At 71.8% G+C, this 15,774-nt stretch carries 12 protein-coding genes; 6 read left to right on the top strand and 6 right to left on the bottom strand.

What is annotated here, in order from left to right; all coding sequences use genetic code 11:
• Nucleotides 1-638 precede the first annotated feature (638 nt).
• Together MXD95_RS03640 and tatB are read left to right on the top strand one after the other, a co-directional pair.
• The gene (locus MXD95_RS03640) at nt 639-2,021 is read left to right on the top strand and encodes a S1C family serine protease (protein ID WP_250639073.1); all 1,383 of its coding nucleotides are present in this window, start codon (nt 639-641) and stop codon (nt 2,019-2,021) included.
• Between the two features lie 66 nt (nt 2,022-2,087).
• Nucleotides 2,088-2,705 (top strand): Sec-independent protein translocase protein TatB, encoded by a 618-nt coding sequence (gene tatB / locus MXD95_RS03645; protein ID WP_250639074.1) that lies wholly within the window; start codon nt 2,088-2,090, stop codon nt 2,703-2,705.
• A gap of 136 nt (nt 2,706-2,841) precedes the next feature.
• On the opposite strand, the gene MXD95_RS03650 is transcribed toward tatB, so the two are convergent.
• Nucleotides 2,842-3,984: an Mrp/NBP35 family ATP-binding protein gene (locus MXD95_RS03650; RefSeq protein ID WP_250639075.1), complete on the bottom strand. Its 1,143-nt coding sequence runs from the start codon at nt 3,982-3,984 to the stop codon at nt 2,842-2,844.
• A 343-nt stretch (nt 3,985-4,327) separates the two neighbouring features.
• Between MXD95_RS03650 and MXD95_RS03655 the strand changes: the two genes are divergently transcribed.
• Nucleotides 4,328-4,849 carry a MarR family winged helix-turn-helix transcriptional regulator gene (locus MXD95_RS03655; protein WP_250639076.1) on the top strand — a complete coding sequence of 174 codons (522 nt, stop codon included), beginning with the start codon at nt 4,328-4,330 and terminating at the stop codon, nt 4,847-4,849.
• A gap of 79 nt (nt 4,850-4,928) precedes the next feature.
• Here the strand turns inward: MXD95_RS03655 and MXD95_RS03660 are convergent, their stop codons facing one another.
• Both MXD95_RS03660 and MXD95_RS03665 read right to left on the bottom strand, forming a co-directional pair.
• Entirely contained in the window at nt 4,929-5,783 is an 855-nt protein-coding gene (locus MXD95_RS03660; protein ID WP_250639077.1) for a PHP domain-containing protein, read from the bottom strand.
• 85 nt (nt 5,784-5,868) lie between these two features.
• The gene (locus MXD95_RS03665) at nt 5,869-7,311 is read right to left on the bottom strand and encodes an aldehyde dehydrogenase family protein (protein WP_250639078.1); all 1,443 of its coding nucleotides are present in this window, start codon (nt 7,309-7,311) and stop codon (nt 5,869-5,871) included.
• 338 nt (nt 7,312-7,649) lie between these two features.
• Here MXD95_RS03665 and gabT point away from each other — a divergent pair, with 338 nt between their 5' ends.
• The 3 genes from gabT (at nt 7,650) to MXD95_RS03680 (ending at nt 11,188) form a co-directional block, all read left to right on the top strand.
• Nucleotides 7,650-9,086 (top strand): 4-aminobutyrate--2-oxoglutarate transaminase, encoded by a 1,437-nt coding sequence (gene gabT, locus MXD95_RS03670; RefSeq protein WP_250639079.1) that lies wholly within the window; start codon nt 7,650-7,652, stop codon nt 9,084-9,086.
• A gap of 258 nt (nt 9,087-9,344) precedes the next feature.
• Nucleotides 9,345-9,989 (top strand): DUF6758 family protein, encoded by a 645-nt coding sequence (locus MXD95_RS03675; RefSeq protein ID WP_250639080.1) that lies wholly within the window; start codon nt 9,345-9,347, stop codon nt 9,987-9,989.
• Nucleotides 9,990-10,141: 152 nt separating this feature from the next.
• Nucleotides 10,142-11,188: a diacylglycerol/lipid kinase family protein gene (locus tag MXD95_RS03680; RefSeq protein ID WP_250639081.1), complete on the top strand. Its 1,047-nt coding sequence runs from the start codon at nt 10,142-10,144 to the stop codon at nt 11,186-11,188.
• Here the strand turns inward: MXD95_RS03680 and ctaD are convergent.
• From ctaD to MXD95_RS03695, 3 genes are all read right to left on the bottom strand, one after another.
• A complete protein-coding gene (gene ctaD / locus MXD95_RS03685) occupies nt 11,185-12,957 on the bottom strand; it encodes an aa3-type cytochrome oxidase subunit I (RefSeq protein WP_374121950.1) in 1,773 nt (590 codons plus the stop codon). The genes MXD95_RS03680 and ctaD overlap by 4 nt on opposite strands.
• A gap of 71 nt (nt 12,958-13,028) precedes the next feature.
• Nucleotides 13,029-14,720 (bottom strand): alkaline phosphatase D family protein, encoded by a 1,692-nt coding sequence (locus MXD95_RS03690; RefSeq protein WP_374121956.1) that lies wholly within the window; start codon nt 14,718-14,720, stop codon nt 13,029-13,031.
• 358 nt (nt 14,721-15,078) lie between these two features.
• A complete protein-coding gene (locus MXD95_RS03695; RefSeq protein ID WP_250639082.1) occupies nt 15,079-15,768 on the bottom strand; it encodes a suppressor of fused domain protein in 690 nt (229 codons plus the stop codon).
• Between the last annotated feature and the right edge of the window lie 6 nt (nt 15,769-15,774).

Below are 15,774 nucleotides of genomic sequence, written 5' to 3' on the forward strand. Positions count from 1 at the left end.
AACGGCACGGCGGGGGCCACAGCCGTCCTGGTCGAACGTGGAGCCTGCGGGCCAGCGCGGAGCGGGTGGCACCGAGCGCGGCTCGGGCGGCCACCGGCGCCACGGCGGCCGCCGTCGCCGGTGACGGGCACGGGGGCTCCGCCGCAGGCACCGGCGACGTCGGCGGCCCGGGAGCGAGCCGGGTCGAGCGGCCGGCGCAGCGGCAGCCGGGTCGACCGGTCACGAGCACCGGGGTGTCCCGGCAGGCAGAGGAGCGCGGGCGGTCCTCGAACACCGGACCATCCCGGGCACCGGCCGAACCGCCCTCGAGCACCGAACCGCCCTCGAGTTCTGGGCCGCCCTCGAGCTACGGACCGTCGTCGAGTTCCGAATCGTCCTTGGGCTCTGGAGCGCCCTCGGGTCCTCGGCCGTCCACGGGATCGGGGCGATCCCCGGGATCGGGACAGGCGGCCGGCGCCGCCCAGATGATGGAGCCCCCCCTGCCTGCAGGGCCGTCGACCTCGGGGGACGGCGGCCGCGCGGGCGGGGTGACGGTGCTCGAGCCGCCGCAGCGGGCGTCGGCAGACCAGGAAGGTGCGGGGCACCGCGGCGGGACCGGGAGTCCTGGGCGGGAACCAGGTGGGGGCGACGGCGGGAACATGAAGCGGACTGCGCCGCCGGGCCGGCCGGGCGCAGTCAGGCGGCGCAGCGCGGGGTCGTCGTCCGATCTGCTGTCCGCGGAGCCGGAGTCGTTCACTGGCACGCGGGACAACGGCGCGTGCTCGTCAGCCTCCGCCGGGGCCGACGGAAAACCTGGGGCGCAGAGGTGGTCCGGGGCTGACGGAACGCTCGGGGCTGACGGGCAGGCCGGGCGGCCACTGCTGCGGCCCGCGCCGGCCGGTGGGCCCGGCGTGGGCGGGCGGCCGGTGCTGCTCGGGGTCCGACTGCTGGTGGTGTGTCTGATCGCTGCGGCGTTGGCCGGCGGTGCGGTCAGCGGGCTGATCGTGGCGATCCTGACCGGTGACACGTCGGTCAACCCGGTGAAGACGCTCAGTGTGGGCAGCGCGGCGCCGACCACCGATCGCACCAGCGTGGCCGCGATCGCGGCCGCCGTGCTGCCGACGGTCGTGACCATCGACGTCGGCGGGAACGGCACCGACGGCGGGGACACCGGCTCGGGCGTGATCATAAGCACGGACGGTTACATCCTGACGAACAACCATGTCATCGCGCCCGCGGTCGCGTCCGGCAGTCCGATCATGGTCACCCGCTACCAGGAGTTCGAGCGCGTCCAAGCGCAGCTCGTGGGGCGAGACCCGCAGACCGACATCGCCGTGCTGCGGATTCCGGTCACCGGCTCGCCGCTGCCCGCCGCGACCCTCGGGCAGTCCGGCTCGCTCGTGGTCGGGGCGCCCGTGGTTGCGGTCGGCGCGCCGCTGGGGCTGTCGGGTACCGTGACGACCGGCGTGGTCAGCGCGCTTGACCGTAACCCGCCCGTTCCCGCGACGGGCGGGGACGCGGGGACCGTCCTGATCGGGGCGATCCAGGTCGACGCCGCGCTCAATCCGGGTAACTCCGGCGGTCCGCTGCTCGACGGGCTCGGCCAGGTGGTCGGGCTCAACGCCGCGATCGCGGCCGTGCCCGGGCACGAGGACCAGGGGCAGAGCGGCAGCATCGGCGTCGGCTTCGCCATCCCGATCGACTTCGCCCGTTCGGTGGCCCAGGAGATCATCTCGACTGGGCGGGCGACCCATCCATACGTGGGCACCGCCACGGCGACGATTACCGAAGGTGAGGCGAAGGCCTCGGGCGGGGTGCCCGGAGCGCGGGTGATCAGCGTGACGCCCGACGGCGCCGCCGCGCGGGCCGGCCTGCGGGGCGGCGACGTGATCACCAGGCTGGATGTGAGCGCGATCCGGGGGACGAACGACCTGAACGTCGCGGCCCGCCTACACCGGGTCGGGGACAGAGTGCCGGTCACCTACGTGCGGGACGGCGCGACCAGAACCACCCAGCTCACACTTCAGGAGCAACGAGGATGAGATTTCGATATCCCCTCGTTGCCCGGCGGCTCCTCGCCACAACACCCGGAGAGGTACGCTCAGGCCGTGTTCAACGGTGTCGGTTGGCAGGAAGTAGCCGTCCTGCTGCTGATCGGGCTGTTCGTCTTCGGCCCCGATCGGCTGCCCAAGGCCGCGCGGGATGCCGGGCGAATGCTTCGCCAGCTCCGCGAGATGGCGGCCGGCATGCGCAATGATCTGCGTTCCGAGCTCGGGCCCGAGATTGCCGATCTCGATATTCGGGATCTGCATCCCAAGACGTTCGTCCGCAAGCACCTGTTCGATGACGAGCCGCTGCCGCCTTACCTCACCAAGCGCAGTGCACTCGACGCGCTGCTCGCGGATGACACCCCGCCTCCGTCCCTGACGAAGTCGCCCTCGCTGGGCCGGTCGTCCTCGCTGGCCAAGTCCGCCCTACCGAAGGACCTGACCCCGCCGGCCGCCTTCGACTCCGGTCCGGCCACCGGCACTGGTCCAGGGGCCGCGGCCGGTCCGGGCACCGGAAGTCCGGTGCCGGAGGTCACCTCGCCGCTGTTGTCGCCGTCCACGCCGTCCACGCTGCCCAAGGCGGTCACACCCCGCGCGATCCCCACCCAGCAGGCGTCCGGTGGCCAGGCCGACCCCGCGGCCGGCCCTGCTGTCCCGTTCGACGCGGACGCCACCTGACCTGACCGGGCCCGTTGAGGCAGGCTTCGGGCTGGCCGGCGGGATGCCTTCGTTGTTTGGTCAGTGGGTTCTCGGGCCGCAGGCCGAGCGCCGGGTGGGCCGGCCGATCGGTCTCTCGACCGGCCGGCCCGGGTGTTCAGCGTCCGGCGGGGGTGAGGTTGAGGCTGCGCCCGGAGAGGCCGCGGGAGCGGTAGGTCAGCCGCTCGGCGACGGCGCGCAGAGCCTTGCTGGCCTCGCTGTCCGGCTCGCCCACGACCAGCGGGACACCGTTGTCGCCGCCCTCGCGCAGACGGACGTCCACGGGGATCTGCGCCAGCAGCGGCACGTCGTGGCCGAGGACCCGGGTGAGCCGCTCGGCGACCGCCGCGCCACCGCCCGAGCCAAAGACATCGACCCGCTCGTTGCAGTGCGGGCAGGGCAGCCAGGCCATGTTCTCGACGACCCCGACCACGTTCTGCCGGGTCTGGACGGCGATGGTGCCGGCGCGCTCGGCGACCTCGGTGGCGGCGAGCTGCGGCGTGGTAACGATCAGCAGCTCTGAGGAGGGAACGAGCTGGGCGAGCGAGATGGCGATGTCGCCGGTGCCGGGGGGCAGGTCGAGCAGCAGGACGTCGAGGTCGCCCCAGAAGACGTCGGACAGGAACTGCTCCAGGGCCCGATGCAGCATCGGCCCACGCCAGGTGACAGGCTGATTTCCACGAGTGAACATGCCCGTGGAGATGACTCGAACCCCGTGTGCCTGGGGCGGCATAATCATCTTCTCGACCTGGGTCGGCGGGCGGTCGATACCCAGCATCCGCGGCACCGAGTGACCGTAGATGTCCGCGTCGAGCACGCCGACGGTCAGGCCCGAACGGGCCATCGCCGCCGCCAGATTGACAGTGATGGAGGACTTGCCGACGCCGCCCTTGCCGCTGGCGATGCCATACACCCTGGTCATCGAGCCCGGTTGGGCGAACGGGACCACCTTGGGCGCAACGCCGCCACGTAGCTTCGTGTGCAGGGCCGTGCGCTGCTCATCGCTCATGACCTGCAGATCGACCTGGACGGCGCGCACCCCCTCCACAGCGCCGACCGCGCCGGAAACGCGGTTGATGATCTCATCGCGCATCGGGCAGCCGGACACGGTGAGCAGCACCGTTACGGCAACGGAACCGTCGTCGAGGACATGGACCGCCGAAACCATGTCCAGCTCCGTGATGGGACGGCCGATCTCGGGATCGTGCACCGTCGCCAGAGCTGACTGGATCGCGTCGGTGGAAGGCCGGGATGGGGACAAGGGAAACCTCAGTCACTGATTGGCACCAGATGCGGCCCCGGGCCGCCAGTGCTTCCACGATAGCCCCGGAGCGGCCCATTGGCGTTGGCGCGCTGCCCGGGTGTGCGCCGGGAGCTGACCTGCCGACGGCCCGGCCCTTTGCGCCCGCACATGGGTTGTCTCTTGTCCAGTGATTTTCCACCCATCTGGGTCTGTCGCGCTTCTGACGCTGTCGAGGGAGTTGGTTGGTATGTCGCGAAGCGTTGAGGGTGTTCAGGGTGGAGGGAGTGGGCCTACGTCGAGCGACTCTGGACGCGGGTGTGCGGCGGCATAGGCTGAGCCGGGGTGCGGCGGGGAGGGCGCGATGGTGATCGAGGATATGGTCGGCGCCAGTTCGGAGACGGACACCGTGTGGGTGGATGTCCGCGGGATGCGGGCATGGCGAGCGTTGCTCCAGGCCCATGCGCACGTCACACGGGTGCTGGAAGCCGAGCTGGACAAGTCGCATGATCTTCCGCTCGCCTCGTACGACGTCCTCGTCCAACTCGCCGAGGCACCTGGGCGCGAGCTGCGGATGAGTGAGCTCGCCGACGCCGTGCTGCTCTCCCGCAGCGGTCTGACCAGGCTCGTCGACCGGCTTGCCAGGGAGGGCCTGGTGACGCGCCGGTCCTGCCCGTCCGATGCGCGCGGGACGTTGGCCGTACTGACTCCGCAGGGGCTCGACCGGCTGCGGTCAGCGTCTGGAACACATCTCAAGGGTGTGGGGCGCCATGTGCTGTCCCATTTCTCCCGCGCCGAGCAGGAGCAGCTTGCCGAGCTGCTCGAGCGGCTGGGCCCGTCCCGCCCGCCGCAGCGCGGCGAGCAGGGCTGCGGTCAGGGCGTCTGACGACGCTGTGATGGGGCGACTTACGACGCTGTGATCAGGGCGTCCTACGACGCGGTGGCCTGAGCCTGCCTGAGTCTGGTCAGCCGGTCACGGGAATCGCGCCGGTGGCGGCGGCGAGGAGGCGGTCGTAGGCCTGTGGGCTGGTCGTCTCGGCGCCGAGGCCCTGCGGCTTGCTGGCACCGTGGTAGTCGCTGGATCCGGTCATCACCAGGTCGAGTTCGGCTGCGAGGGCACGTAGCCGACGTCGTTCATCCGGGTCGTGATCGGGATGATCGACCTCCAGGCCGCCGAGCCCGGCCGCGGCCATCCGCACGATGACGTCCGCGCCGACGACGGCACCGCGCCGACTGGCGAAGGGATGCGCGAACACGCTCACGCCGCCCGCGCCGCGGATCAGGGCGAGTGTGCGCCAGACGTCCGGCTGGAGTTTGCCCACGTGGTAGGGCCCACCGGCGCCGATCCAGGCGCGGCTGAACGCTGCGCCCACCGTCGGGACGAGGCCCGCCTCGACCATGGCGGCGGCGACATGTGGCCGGCCGACCGCGCCGGCGGCGAGCTGGCGGACCCGTTCCCAGCGCACCGGATGCCCGTCGGCGGCGAGCAGTTCGACCATGCGGCGGGCGCGGGTCGCCCGATGGTCACGGATCTCGGCGCGCACCCGGGCGAACGCGGGTTCCGCCCGGTCGAACAGGTAGGCCAGCACGTGTAGGGAGATCTGCCGGTCGCCCACGTCCACGTAGCAGGAGATCTCCGCGCCGGGAACGAGGGTGAGCCCGGCGGGCAGTGCCGCGCCGGCACGCCCGAGCCCGGCGGTCGTGTCATGGTCGGTGAGCGCGACGACGGTGAGCCCGGCCGCGCCGGCCCGCCGCACCAGGTCCTCGGGGTCGTCCAGCCCATCCGACGCGGTGGAATGGGTGTGCAGGTCGATCAACACCGAGATCCCGTGGTCGTGGGCCGAGCGACGCGCACAGGTCGGGTGGTGATCACAGGTCGGGTGGCGGTCACGGATCGGGTGGTGGTCACAGGTCGAGGCCGGTGAGGACCAGGACGCGTTCCTCGGTCAGGTCATCCATCGCCGAGCGCAGGCCCTCCCGGCCCAGGCCCGAGTCCTTCGTGCCGCCGTAGGGCATCTGGTCCGCGCGGTAGGACGGGACGTCCCCGACGACGACGCCGCCGACGACGAGCTCGCGGTGCGCGCGGAACGCGGTGGCGAGATCGTGGGTGAACACGCCGGCCTGCAGGCCGAAGACGCTGTCGTTGATGCGGGCGAAACCCTCGTCCACGCCGTCGACCGGGGCGACGACGATCACCGGGCCGAACACCTCCTCGCGCACCACCCGGGCCGAGTCGGGCACGCCGGTGAGCACCGTGGGGGCGAGGCTCGCGCCATGGCGGGTGCCACCGCAGACCAGGGTGGCTCCGGCTGCTACGGCTTCGCCGATCCAGGCCTCGACCCGCTCGGCGGCCGCGGTGTCGATGAGCGGGCCGACATCGGTAGCCGGGTCGGCGGGGTCGCCGTCACGCAGCGCCCGCACAGCGGTGACGATCTCACCGAGCAACTCGTCGTACAGCGAGCGGTCGGCGTAGACCCGCTGCACGGCGATGCACGACTGGCCGGCCTGGTAGTTGGCGAACAGCGCGATCCGCCCGGCGGCCCGGGCAAGATCGCCAGGGGCCTGGAAATCGGGCGCGACCAGCACCGCGCCATTGCCGCCGAGCTCAAGCACGACGTGCTTGCGTGGCACCGCGTCGCGGATCGACCAGCCGATCGGCCCGGAGCCGGTGAACGACACCACCGGCAGCCGTGGGTCGGCAACGAGCCCGCTGACCTGGTCGTTTGGAACCGTCAGCACCGAGAAGGCGCCAGCGGGCAGTTCGGTCTCGGCGAGCAGCTCACCGAGCAGCAGCGAGGACAGCGGCGTCCGTGGAGCGGGCTTGACCACGATCGGCGCGCCGACCGCCAGCGCTGGCGCCACCTTGTGGGCCACCAGGTTGAGCGGAAAGTTGAACGGGGTGATGCCGAGTACCGGCCCGCGCGGGAAGCGCCGCGACAGGGCCAACCGGCCCTCGCCGGTCGGGTCGGTGTCGAGCCGGGTCAGCTCGCCGGCAAACCGGCGTGCCTCTTCCGCGCCCCACCGAAACGTCGAGCTTGCCCGGGCGACCTCGGCCCGTGACCAGGTCAGCGGCTTGCCGCTCTCCGCGGTGATGAGCCGGGCGATCTCGTCCCCGCGCCGGGCGATCTCCCGGGAGACATGGCCGAGTGCCGACGCCCGCACGTGCGCCGGCAGCGCGGCCAACCGCGGCGCGACCGCCGTTGCCGCGGCCACCGCCTGCTCGACCTGTTCGGCCGTCGGCTGGGCGACCGCGGCGATGAGCGCCCCGTCGTACGGATGACGCACCTCGAGCACCGATGGGCCCTCTGCCGGCCGTCCGGCCAGCCAGAACGGTATGACGTCAGCCATCGCGGTCCGCGTCGTGTCGGCCGCCGGCCCGACGCGGCGGATGGGGCCTGTGCGGCGAGTCGGCCCCCGCTGGGAACCCTGTCACCGCGCACCTCCCTGGTTGTGGTTGCCCGGCCTGGCCGGGTGGGACCGGTCCGGCCCGGGTCGCGAAGCCCGGCGGGCGTGGAGCGGGGCGAGAAACGCCCAGCTCGCCGTCCCCCGGTGCCGACAGGGCCAGCGGCGAAGGACGTCAGGGGTCATCCTAGGCGCATCCTGTGACCTGAAGCGGCTATCCACGCCCGGCCCGGGCGCTGCCGTGGCCGCGGGCACGCCGACAGACACCCGGAGGTGCCGTCCTCATGGAAGACCTGACTGTGCCAGCCCACGGCGTGCCAGCCCACGGCGTGCCAGCCCACGGCGTGCCAGCCGACGGCGTGCCAGTTCGCGGCGGTCCCGGCCTGCCCCAAGAACGCCGTCTGGTCACCGAGATCCCGGGCCCGCGCTCGCGGACGCTGGCCGTCCGCCGGGCCAGGTCCGTCGCCCGTGGGGTGAGTTCGACGATGCCGGTCTTCGCGCACGCGGCCGGTGGCGGGGTCGTCGTCGACGTCGACGGCAACTCGCTGATCGACTTCGGTTCGGGGATCGCCGTCACCGGCGTCGGCAACGCGGCGAGCGAGGTGGTCGCGGCGGTGGCCGAGCAGGTCGGGCGCTTCACCCACACCTGCTTCATGGTCACGCCGTACGAGGGGTACGTCGAGGTCTGCGAAGCGCTCGCCCGGCTGACTCCTGGCGGCCACGAGAAACGCTCGGCGCTGTTCACCTCGGGTGCCGAGGCGGTGGAGAACGCCGTCAAGATCGCGCGTTCGGCGACCGGTCGGGACGCCGTCGTCGTCTTCGAGCACGCCTACCATGGCCGGACGAATCTGACCATGGCCATGACGGCGAAGGCCATGCCCTACAAGACCGGCTTCGGCCCGTTCGCCGGCGAGATACACCGGATGCCGCTGGCCTACCCGTACCGCTGGCCTACCGGGCCCGAGCACTGCGGCGAGCAGGCGGCGGCCCAGGTGATCGAGCTGATCCATGCCGAGATCGGCGCCCGGTCGGTGGCGGCGCTGGTCATCGAGCCGATCCAGGGCGAGGGCGGTTTCATCGTGCCCGGCGCCGGCTTTCTGTCCCGGCTGGCCGAGTTCTGCGCCGACTCGGGGATTCTGTTCGTCGCCGACGAGGTCCAGACCGGATTCGCCCGGACCGGCGCGATGTTCGCCTGTGAGCACGAAGGCGTGGTCCCTGATCTGATCGTCACCGCGAAGGGTATCGCCGGCGGGCTGCCGCTGTCCGCCGTCACCGGACGTGCCGACGTCATGGACGTCCCGCAGGTGGGCGGCATCGGTGGCACGTTTGGCGGGAACCCCGCGGCCTGTGCCGCGGCCCTGGCGACCATCGGGCTGATCGAGTCCGGCGGCCTGGTTGACCGGGCTCGGCGCATCGGCGAGCTGGCGCTGCCTCGGCTGCGCTCTCTCGGTGAACAGTTCGCCGCCGTCGGCGACGTCCGTGGTCGCGGCGCGATGCTCGCCGTCGAACTCGTCCGCGGCCCCGGGGACACCACCCCCGACCGGGCGACCGCCGCCGCTATCGCCGCGGCCTGCCATCGCCGCGGCCTGATCGTGCTGTCCGCGGGCACCTGGGGCAACGTCCTGCGCCTCCTCCCGCCGCTGGTGATCGGCGACGACCTCCTGATCGAGGGCCTCGACCTGCTCGCCGACGCTTTTGCCGAGGTCCTCGCTGCCCGCTGAGATCGGTGCTCCGTTCGCCCGCGCCAGCGTCCTTGCCTGGACACTTTGTGCAGGTGGCGGGGCGCGCAAAGGTGGCGAAGGGACGGTTGCTGGCGGGACATGGCGGGAACAGTCGTAGCGGATTCGCTGAAGTCCGGCGGTCCTGCCGGCCCGATCGTCGGGTGAGTCCCGATGGCCCGGTATCCGACAATTGACGCTTAGTGGCCACGGTCGCCCATCAATGCCCGGCGATCGTGGTCGTGGCCAAGGAGGCGCTCGGTGACCATTGCCGCGGTCTGCCCTCGCTGTCTGGCTCCGCTCCGCCCGCCGGATGTGTGGAACAACCAGTATCGGTGTAATGATCACGGCGAGGTGAGCCCGTATCGGGCGGCCGTCTCCTCGCGTGAGCACGCTTTGCGCGCCCTGGCGACAACCTCGACCGTGCCGGTCTGGCTGCCCGATCCGATGCCCGTGCACTGGTATGTCAGCGGTGTCGGCTGGGCGGGCGACGAACGCACCGGTCCGCGTGCGGGCGCACTGGCGACGGCCGGGCCCTGCCCACTCGGCGGCCCGGCGGAGATGGTGCTGGTGGCAGAGGCACCCGGGATCGGGCTCGGCGCCCGGCTGGCGGGTATTCGCGGGCCCGATCCGGAGGCCCTGCCAGGCGTCCCGGAGGCCAAGGTCGAGGCGGCGGGCCATCCGACGGCGATGTGGCCGGTGGCCGCGCCCAGCGACCGGGCGGCGTTCGTCGGCGAGGCCTGCGGCGTGTGGCTGTGGCTGGTGCTCTGGCCGGCGGACGCGGCGCTGATCCTGCTCGAACATCTGGTCCTGCGGGATGTGCGGGACGCCCCGGAGCTCGGCGATCGCTCGTTCTTCGGCGCTGTCAGCGAGCATCTGGCCGTGGCCCCAGGCCTCGCGCACTGACGGCTGGGCGCCGCGGGGCCGTGGCGGCGTCCGGCCTGCGGGCAATGCGGCCTGCGGGAATGCGGCCTGCGGACCGTGCCCTGTCGGTCACGTTCACCGTAGGCTGGCCAGGCCAGACCGATCGGCGCGGACCGGTGAAGGGGCAGGCCAGCATGTCGCAGCATTCTCCCGCGCCAGTACACGGGAATCCGGTGGCCGGCCGGCCGGCGCCGACGGACACCCGTGCGTCGGTCGATCCGGTCGCGCGCAACACCGTCCCGGCCGACGCGACGCCGTGCGACGCCGTGCCGGTGGACCGCGGCCGGCTGACCGTCGTCGTGAATCCGAGTGCGGGGCGCGGGCGCGCCTTGCGGGTGCTGGCGCCGGTGTGTGCCGAACTCACCGGATGGGCATCCGACGTGCGGGTCGTGCCCACCCGGGATCTGGCGCACGCGGGCCTGCTCGCGGCGCAGGCCTCGGCTGCGGGGCGCGTCGTGGTGGCGCTCGGCGGAGATGGGCTGGCCGGCGCGGTGGCGGGGGCGGTGGCGCGGGCGGGCGGGCTGCTGGCGGTGCTGCCGGGCGGGCGCGGGAACGATTTCGTCCGCGGGCTGGGTCTGCCCGGTGATCCATGCCAGGTTGCGGCGAGCCTCGCGAGCGCCCGTGAGCTGCGGGTCGACCTGCCCGAGGTGGACGGGCGGCCGTATCTCGGCATCGCGAGCGCCGGGTACGATTCCGACGTCCAGATGATCGCCAACCAGGCTCGCTTTCTCCGCGGCCGGCACGTCTACACCTACGCGGCCCTGCGCGCGCTCGCCGCCTGGCGGCCGGTGGTCTTTACCGTCACCGTGGACGGCGCCGAACCACGTGTGCTGCGCGGCTACACGGTCGCGGCAGCCAACGCGGCGTACTACGGCGGCGGGATGCGGTTCGCGCCGGACGCTGACCTCGCCGACGGCCTGCTCGAGGTGGTTCTCGTCGCGGACGCGCCGAAGCTGACGTTCCTCGCGCTCTTCCCCCGGGTGTTCCGTGGTCGGCACGTGCTGACCCGCCACGTCGAGGTCCTGCGGGGCCGCGACGTGCGCATCGCCGCGGACCGACCGTTCGACGTCTACGCCGACGGCGATCCACTCGCCGCGCTTCCGGCCCGCGTCATCGTGCGTCCCGGCGCGCTACGCCTGCTCGTCCCGTCCGGTTACGGCCGGCCCAGTGGCGCTGCCTAGCGGTCGTCGACGTCCCGGTGGAGAGCCTCCCGCGGCGGGGCCTCCTGCGTGGCGGGGCTGCGCGTGGGGGCGAACTCCGGAGTGGCGTGGTAGTCGACCCGGCCGGCGACCTCGGGGTAGTGCAGGTCAAAGGCGGGGCGTTCGGAACGGATGCGTGGAAGGGTGATGAAGTTGTGCCGCGGCGGCGGGCAGGACGTCGCCCATTCCAGCGAGTTCCCGTAGCCCCAGGGGTCGTCGACGGTCGCCAGCGGGCCGCGGCGGTAGGAATGCCAGAGATTGTACAGGAATGGCAGCGTGGACAGGGCGAGCAGGAACGAGCCCGCCGTCGAGACGGTGTTCAGCGTGGTGAAGCCATCGGATGGTCCGTAGTCGGCGTAGCGGCGGGGCATGCCCCGCAGGCCCAGCCAGTGCTGCACGAGGAACGTCATGTGGAAACCCAGGAACACCGTCCAGAAGTGGACCTTGCCGAGCCGGTCGTTCATCATCCGCCCGGTGGCCTTGGGAAACCAGAAGTAGGTGCCGCCGAACGCGGCGAACACCACCGTCCCGAACACGACGTAGTGGAAGTGCGCGACGACGAAGTAGCTGTCGCTGACATGGAAGTCGATCGGCGGGCTGGCCAGTAGCACGCCAGTGAGCCCGCCGAACAGGAAGGTGACGAGGAAGCCGAGCGCGAACATCATCGGCGTCTCGAAGCTGAGCCGCCCGCGCCACATCGTCCCGACCCAGTTGAAGAACTTGATGCCGGTCGGTACCGCGATGAGAAACGACAGGAAGGCGAAGAACGGCAGCAGCACCGCCCCGGTGACGAACATGTGGTGTGCCCACACCGCCGCCGAGAGTGCCCCAATACCGATCGTGGCGAACACCAGGCCCTTGTACCCGAACAGAGGTTTTCGGGCGAAGACCGGCAGGATCTCGCTGATGAGCCCGAAGAACGGCAGGGCGATGATGTAGACCTCGGGGTGGCCGAAGAACCAGAAAAGATGCTGCCAGAGCAGCGCCCCGCCGTTGCCGGCGTCAAACACGTGTGCGCCGAAGCGGCGGTCCGCCTCCAGCGAGAGCAGCTGCGCCGCCAGCACCGGGAACGCGATCAGGACCAGGATCGACGTCACCAGGAACGTCCAGCAGAACATCGACAGCCGGAACATCGTCATGCCCGGCGCCCGCAGGCACAGGATCGTCGTGATCATATTGACGCCGCCGAGGATGGTGCCGAGCCCCGACACCACGAGCCCGAGGATCCACAGGTCCGCGCCGGCCGTAGGCGCGTATGGCTTGCCGTTGAGCGGGGCGTAGGCGAACCAGCCGAAGTCGGCCGCGCCGCCCGGGGTGAGAAAGCCGGAGATGACGACAAGCCCGCCGAACAGGAACAGCCAGTACGACAGGGCGTTCAGTCGCGGGAAGGCGACATCCGGGGCGCCGATCTGCAACGGTACGAGCAGATTCGCGAACGCGAAGGCCAGCGGCGTCGCGAACAACAGCAGCATGATCGTGCCGTGGATCGTGAACAGCTGGTTGTACTGCTCGTTGGAGAAGTACTGCAGCCCCGGCCGGGCGAGCTCGGCCCGCATCATGACGGCCAGGACCCCGGCGAACAGGAAGAATCCCAGCGATGTCACGAAGTACATCACCGCGATGTCCTTGTGGGACGTCGTGCGCAGGTAACCGAGCAGGTTCGCCCGTGGCCGGCCATGGGCTGCGGCGATCTGCTCCGGAGCCGGTTCGATGATGACGGCCGGATTCCGCGGCTCCTCGATCGTCGTCACGCTGGGCTCCCGGAGTCGGACTGCCTGAACAGTCCGTGACTCTAGCGCGACGCTTGGTGTTCGGTTGGGTGTCAGGCCTCGTGCGCGGTGTGCTCGCCGTCCTCGACGACCCAGGTCGCGTCGGTGGTGACGGGCGAGCGGCGCTGGGAGATGTCGGCGACGATCCGCTGGTCGGCCCGGCATTCCGTGGGTGTCAGCCGGAACCGGGTGTAACCACGCCGATCTCCGCGGAAGTAGCGGACGTGCGGGTTGTACCGGGCGTTGTTCGCGCGGACGAACTCGTCGTTGACGAGAAAGAACGCCGAACTGATCGAGGTGCAGACGAACTCGGCGGCGACCGCGGGCGTCTCCGGCTGGTCGAAATCGACCCGCAGGTCATTCACCCAGGCGCAGTGCAGGTCTCCGGAAAGCACGAGGGGGTTGCGCACCCGGCTGTCGCGCACGCCGGCCAGGACGCGCCGCCGGTACGGCCGGTAGCCGTCGTTCTGGTCCAGATTCGTGAGGATCTCCCCGTACCCGGCGGGGAGTTGACCGTCGAGCTGAGCCATCATCGTCTGCTGGGCGATGAGGTTCCAGCGGGTTCGGGAGGCGTCGAGGCCGGCGCGCAGCCAGCGTTCCTGCTCGGCGCCGGCCATTGTCCCGTTCGTGTTGGTGCGGCCGAGCTCGGCGGGCCCGATCGCCGAGGCGATGTTGCCGGGCGTCGGCGTGCGGTACTGGCGGGTGTCCATCACGTTGAACGTCGCCAGGCTGCCGAACGTGAGCCGGCGGTAGATCCGCAGGTCCGGGGAGCCGGGATCCAGCTGGACCCGGATCGGCATGTGCTCGTAGTAGGCCTGATAGGCGGCGGCGCGCTGGCGGGCGAACCGCGCCGGGTCCTGGTGCTCGGGACCGGTGTCGCCGGGCTCGTCGACGAGCCCGGCGTAGTTGTTCTCGACCTCGTGGTCGTCCCAGGTCACAACCCACGGCGCCGCGAGGTGGGCGGCCTGCAGGGCCGGGTCCGCCTTGTACTGCCCATAGCGGTTGCGGTAGTCGGCGAGGGTCTGCAGCTGGTCGAGGCCGGGAGTCTGCGGGGTGGTGTGCCGTCGGTCGGGGAAGTGGCTGTCCGGGTCGTACTCGTAGATGTAGTCGCCCACGTGCACGACGAGGTCCGGCCGGTCGGCGGCGATCGCGTCGAACGCCGGCCAGTAGCCGTTCTGGAAGTCCTGGCAGGACACCAGCGCGAAGCTCAGCGAGCCGGTGGCCGCGTCGGCCCCGCCGTCGGCCGGCGCGGCAGCCGTGCGGGTGCGGCCGACGGGGCTGAGCACGGTCCCGGCCCGGAAGCGGTAGTAGTAGTCCCGGCCCGGCTCCAGCCCGCGGACGTCGACGTGCACCGAGTGCGCGAACGCCGCCTGCGCGGTCTGGGTGCCGGCCCGCACCACCGAGCGGAACTGCTGGTCGGTGGCGATCTGCCAGTCGACGGGGACGTCGCGCGGGGGCATCCCCCCGCCCTGCGTCGGCTTCGGCGCGAGGCGCGTCCAGAGGATCACGCCGTCCGGAAGTGGATCGCCGCTGGCCACGCCGAGCCCGAAGACCCCGTCCGTGACCCCCGGGACGGGTGTCGGAGCGCGCAGGGTCGGCGCCGGGGAGGGGGCCCCGCCCCCCGAGCCGCCGCAGGCCGCGAGCCCGATCCCGCCCAGCACCGCCGCGCCGCCGAGCCCGAGCCCCCCGAACAACACGGATCGTCGATCCAGCCGCCGGCCCCCCGCGGCCCGGAGCTGGCCCAGATCCGGGCTGCGCTGCTCCGGGCTGCTGCCCTGGCCAGGATTGCCGGCCCGATCGCGGAACGGGGGAAGGGCGGCGGCACCATCACGGCTCACAGTTTCGTGAGCGTAGCCCTTGCCTGGGCATTAGGACGGACTGCATCCTGCGTTCCCGTTGTAATTCCTTGACTCTTTGCTCGCCGGTTACCTCACGTCATCCACTGTTACCGTTTTGGCGTTCGGCGTCATCCTCGCCAGTCGCCTGTTGGTCCCTGTGACCATCCTGCGCTCGATGTCCTGGGCGACGTGGCGGACAGGCTCCGCGGCAGGCGGGGGATTACTTTTCGTCGGGGGTCAGGACCGTCGGTGCCGTCGAGACCCGTCAGGCGAGGGAGACCTCGCGGCGGGTGGGATCGCGCAGGTCGGTGCCGGCGGCGAGCCAGCGCTGGCGCAGGGCATCGGGGCCGTGGACGCGCTTGTAGGCAGCCTCGTTCGCGGTCATCGGCAGCACGGGGAGGAAACGGATCGGCGCCGCCACGGCGAGGTGTGGATCGCCGTCACCGCTGCCGTCCAGCGAGTTGCCGAGGGCGGCGAGAACGTCGTCGGCAGCGCCGATGGCCTGGGAGCCCGCTGTGCCGCCCGGCGGCGTCAGGGGCAGGTCGGGGAGGAGGCCGCCGGGTTCGGCGACGAGGACGGCCGTGAACCCGGCGCCGTCCCACAGCGGCTCGCCGAGCTCGAGGGCCGCGCCCGCGGTGATGGGACGGCCCTCGACGATCGGGATCGCGGCCAGCACGGCGAGGCGGCGCAGCACGCTGTCCCGCCGGCCGCGCAGCGAGAGGACCAGCTCGGCGCGGGGGCCGGCGGGGTCGCGCACCGCCGAGGCCGCGGCCGTCATCGGCTCGCGGGACATGCCGAGGGTCAGGTAGCGGACGAGCCCGGCGCGGTCGGGGCCGTAGCGCAGGACCTCGATCTGTTCGGTGCCGAGGAAGGTCACCGCGGCCCGGCCGGTGTCCGGGCCGAACACCTCCGCCACATGCCGCTCGACGAGCTCGCTGTGCGCACTGTCACTCACCGGACC

Origin of the sequence: Frankia sp. AiPa1 (assembly GCF_023243075.1) — a bacterium.
Taxonomy (GTDB): domain Bacteria; phylum Actinomycetota; class Actinomycetes; order Frankiales; family Frankiaceae; genus Frankia.

What these genes read in the sequence shown, in the direction of transcription:
- gabT (WP_250639079.1), top strand. Translation starts at nt 7,650, where the DNA reads ATGGAAGACCTGACTGTGCCAGCCCACGGCGTGCCAGCCCACGGCGTG.
- MXD95_RS03655 (WP_250639076.1), top strand. Translation starts at nt 4,328, where the DNA reads ATGGTGATCGAGGATATGGTCGGCGCCAGTTCGGAGACGGACACCGTG.
- MXD95_RS03665 (WP_250639078.1), bottom strand. Translation starts at nt 7,311, where the DNA reads ATGGCTGACGTCATACCGTTCTGGCTGGCCGGACGGCCGGCAGAGGGC.
- MXD95_RS03680 (WP_250639081.1), top strand. Translation starts at nt 10,142, where the DNA reads ATGTCGCAGCATTCTCCCGCGCCAGTACACGGGAATCCGGTGGCCGGC.
- MXD95_RS03640 (WP_250639073.1), top strand. Translation starts at nt 639, where the DNA reads ATGAAGCGGACTGCGCCGCCGGGCCGGCCGGGCGCAGTCAGGCGGCGC.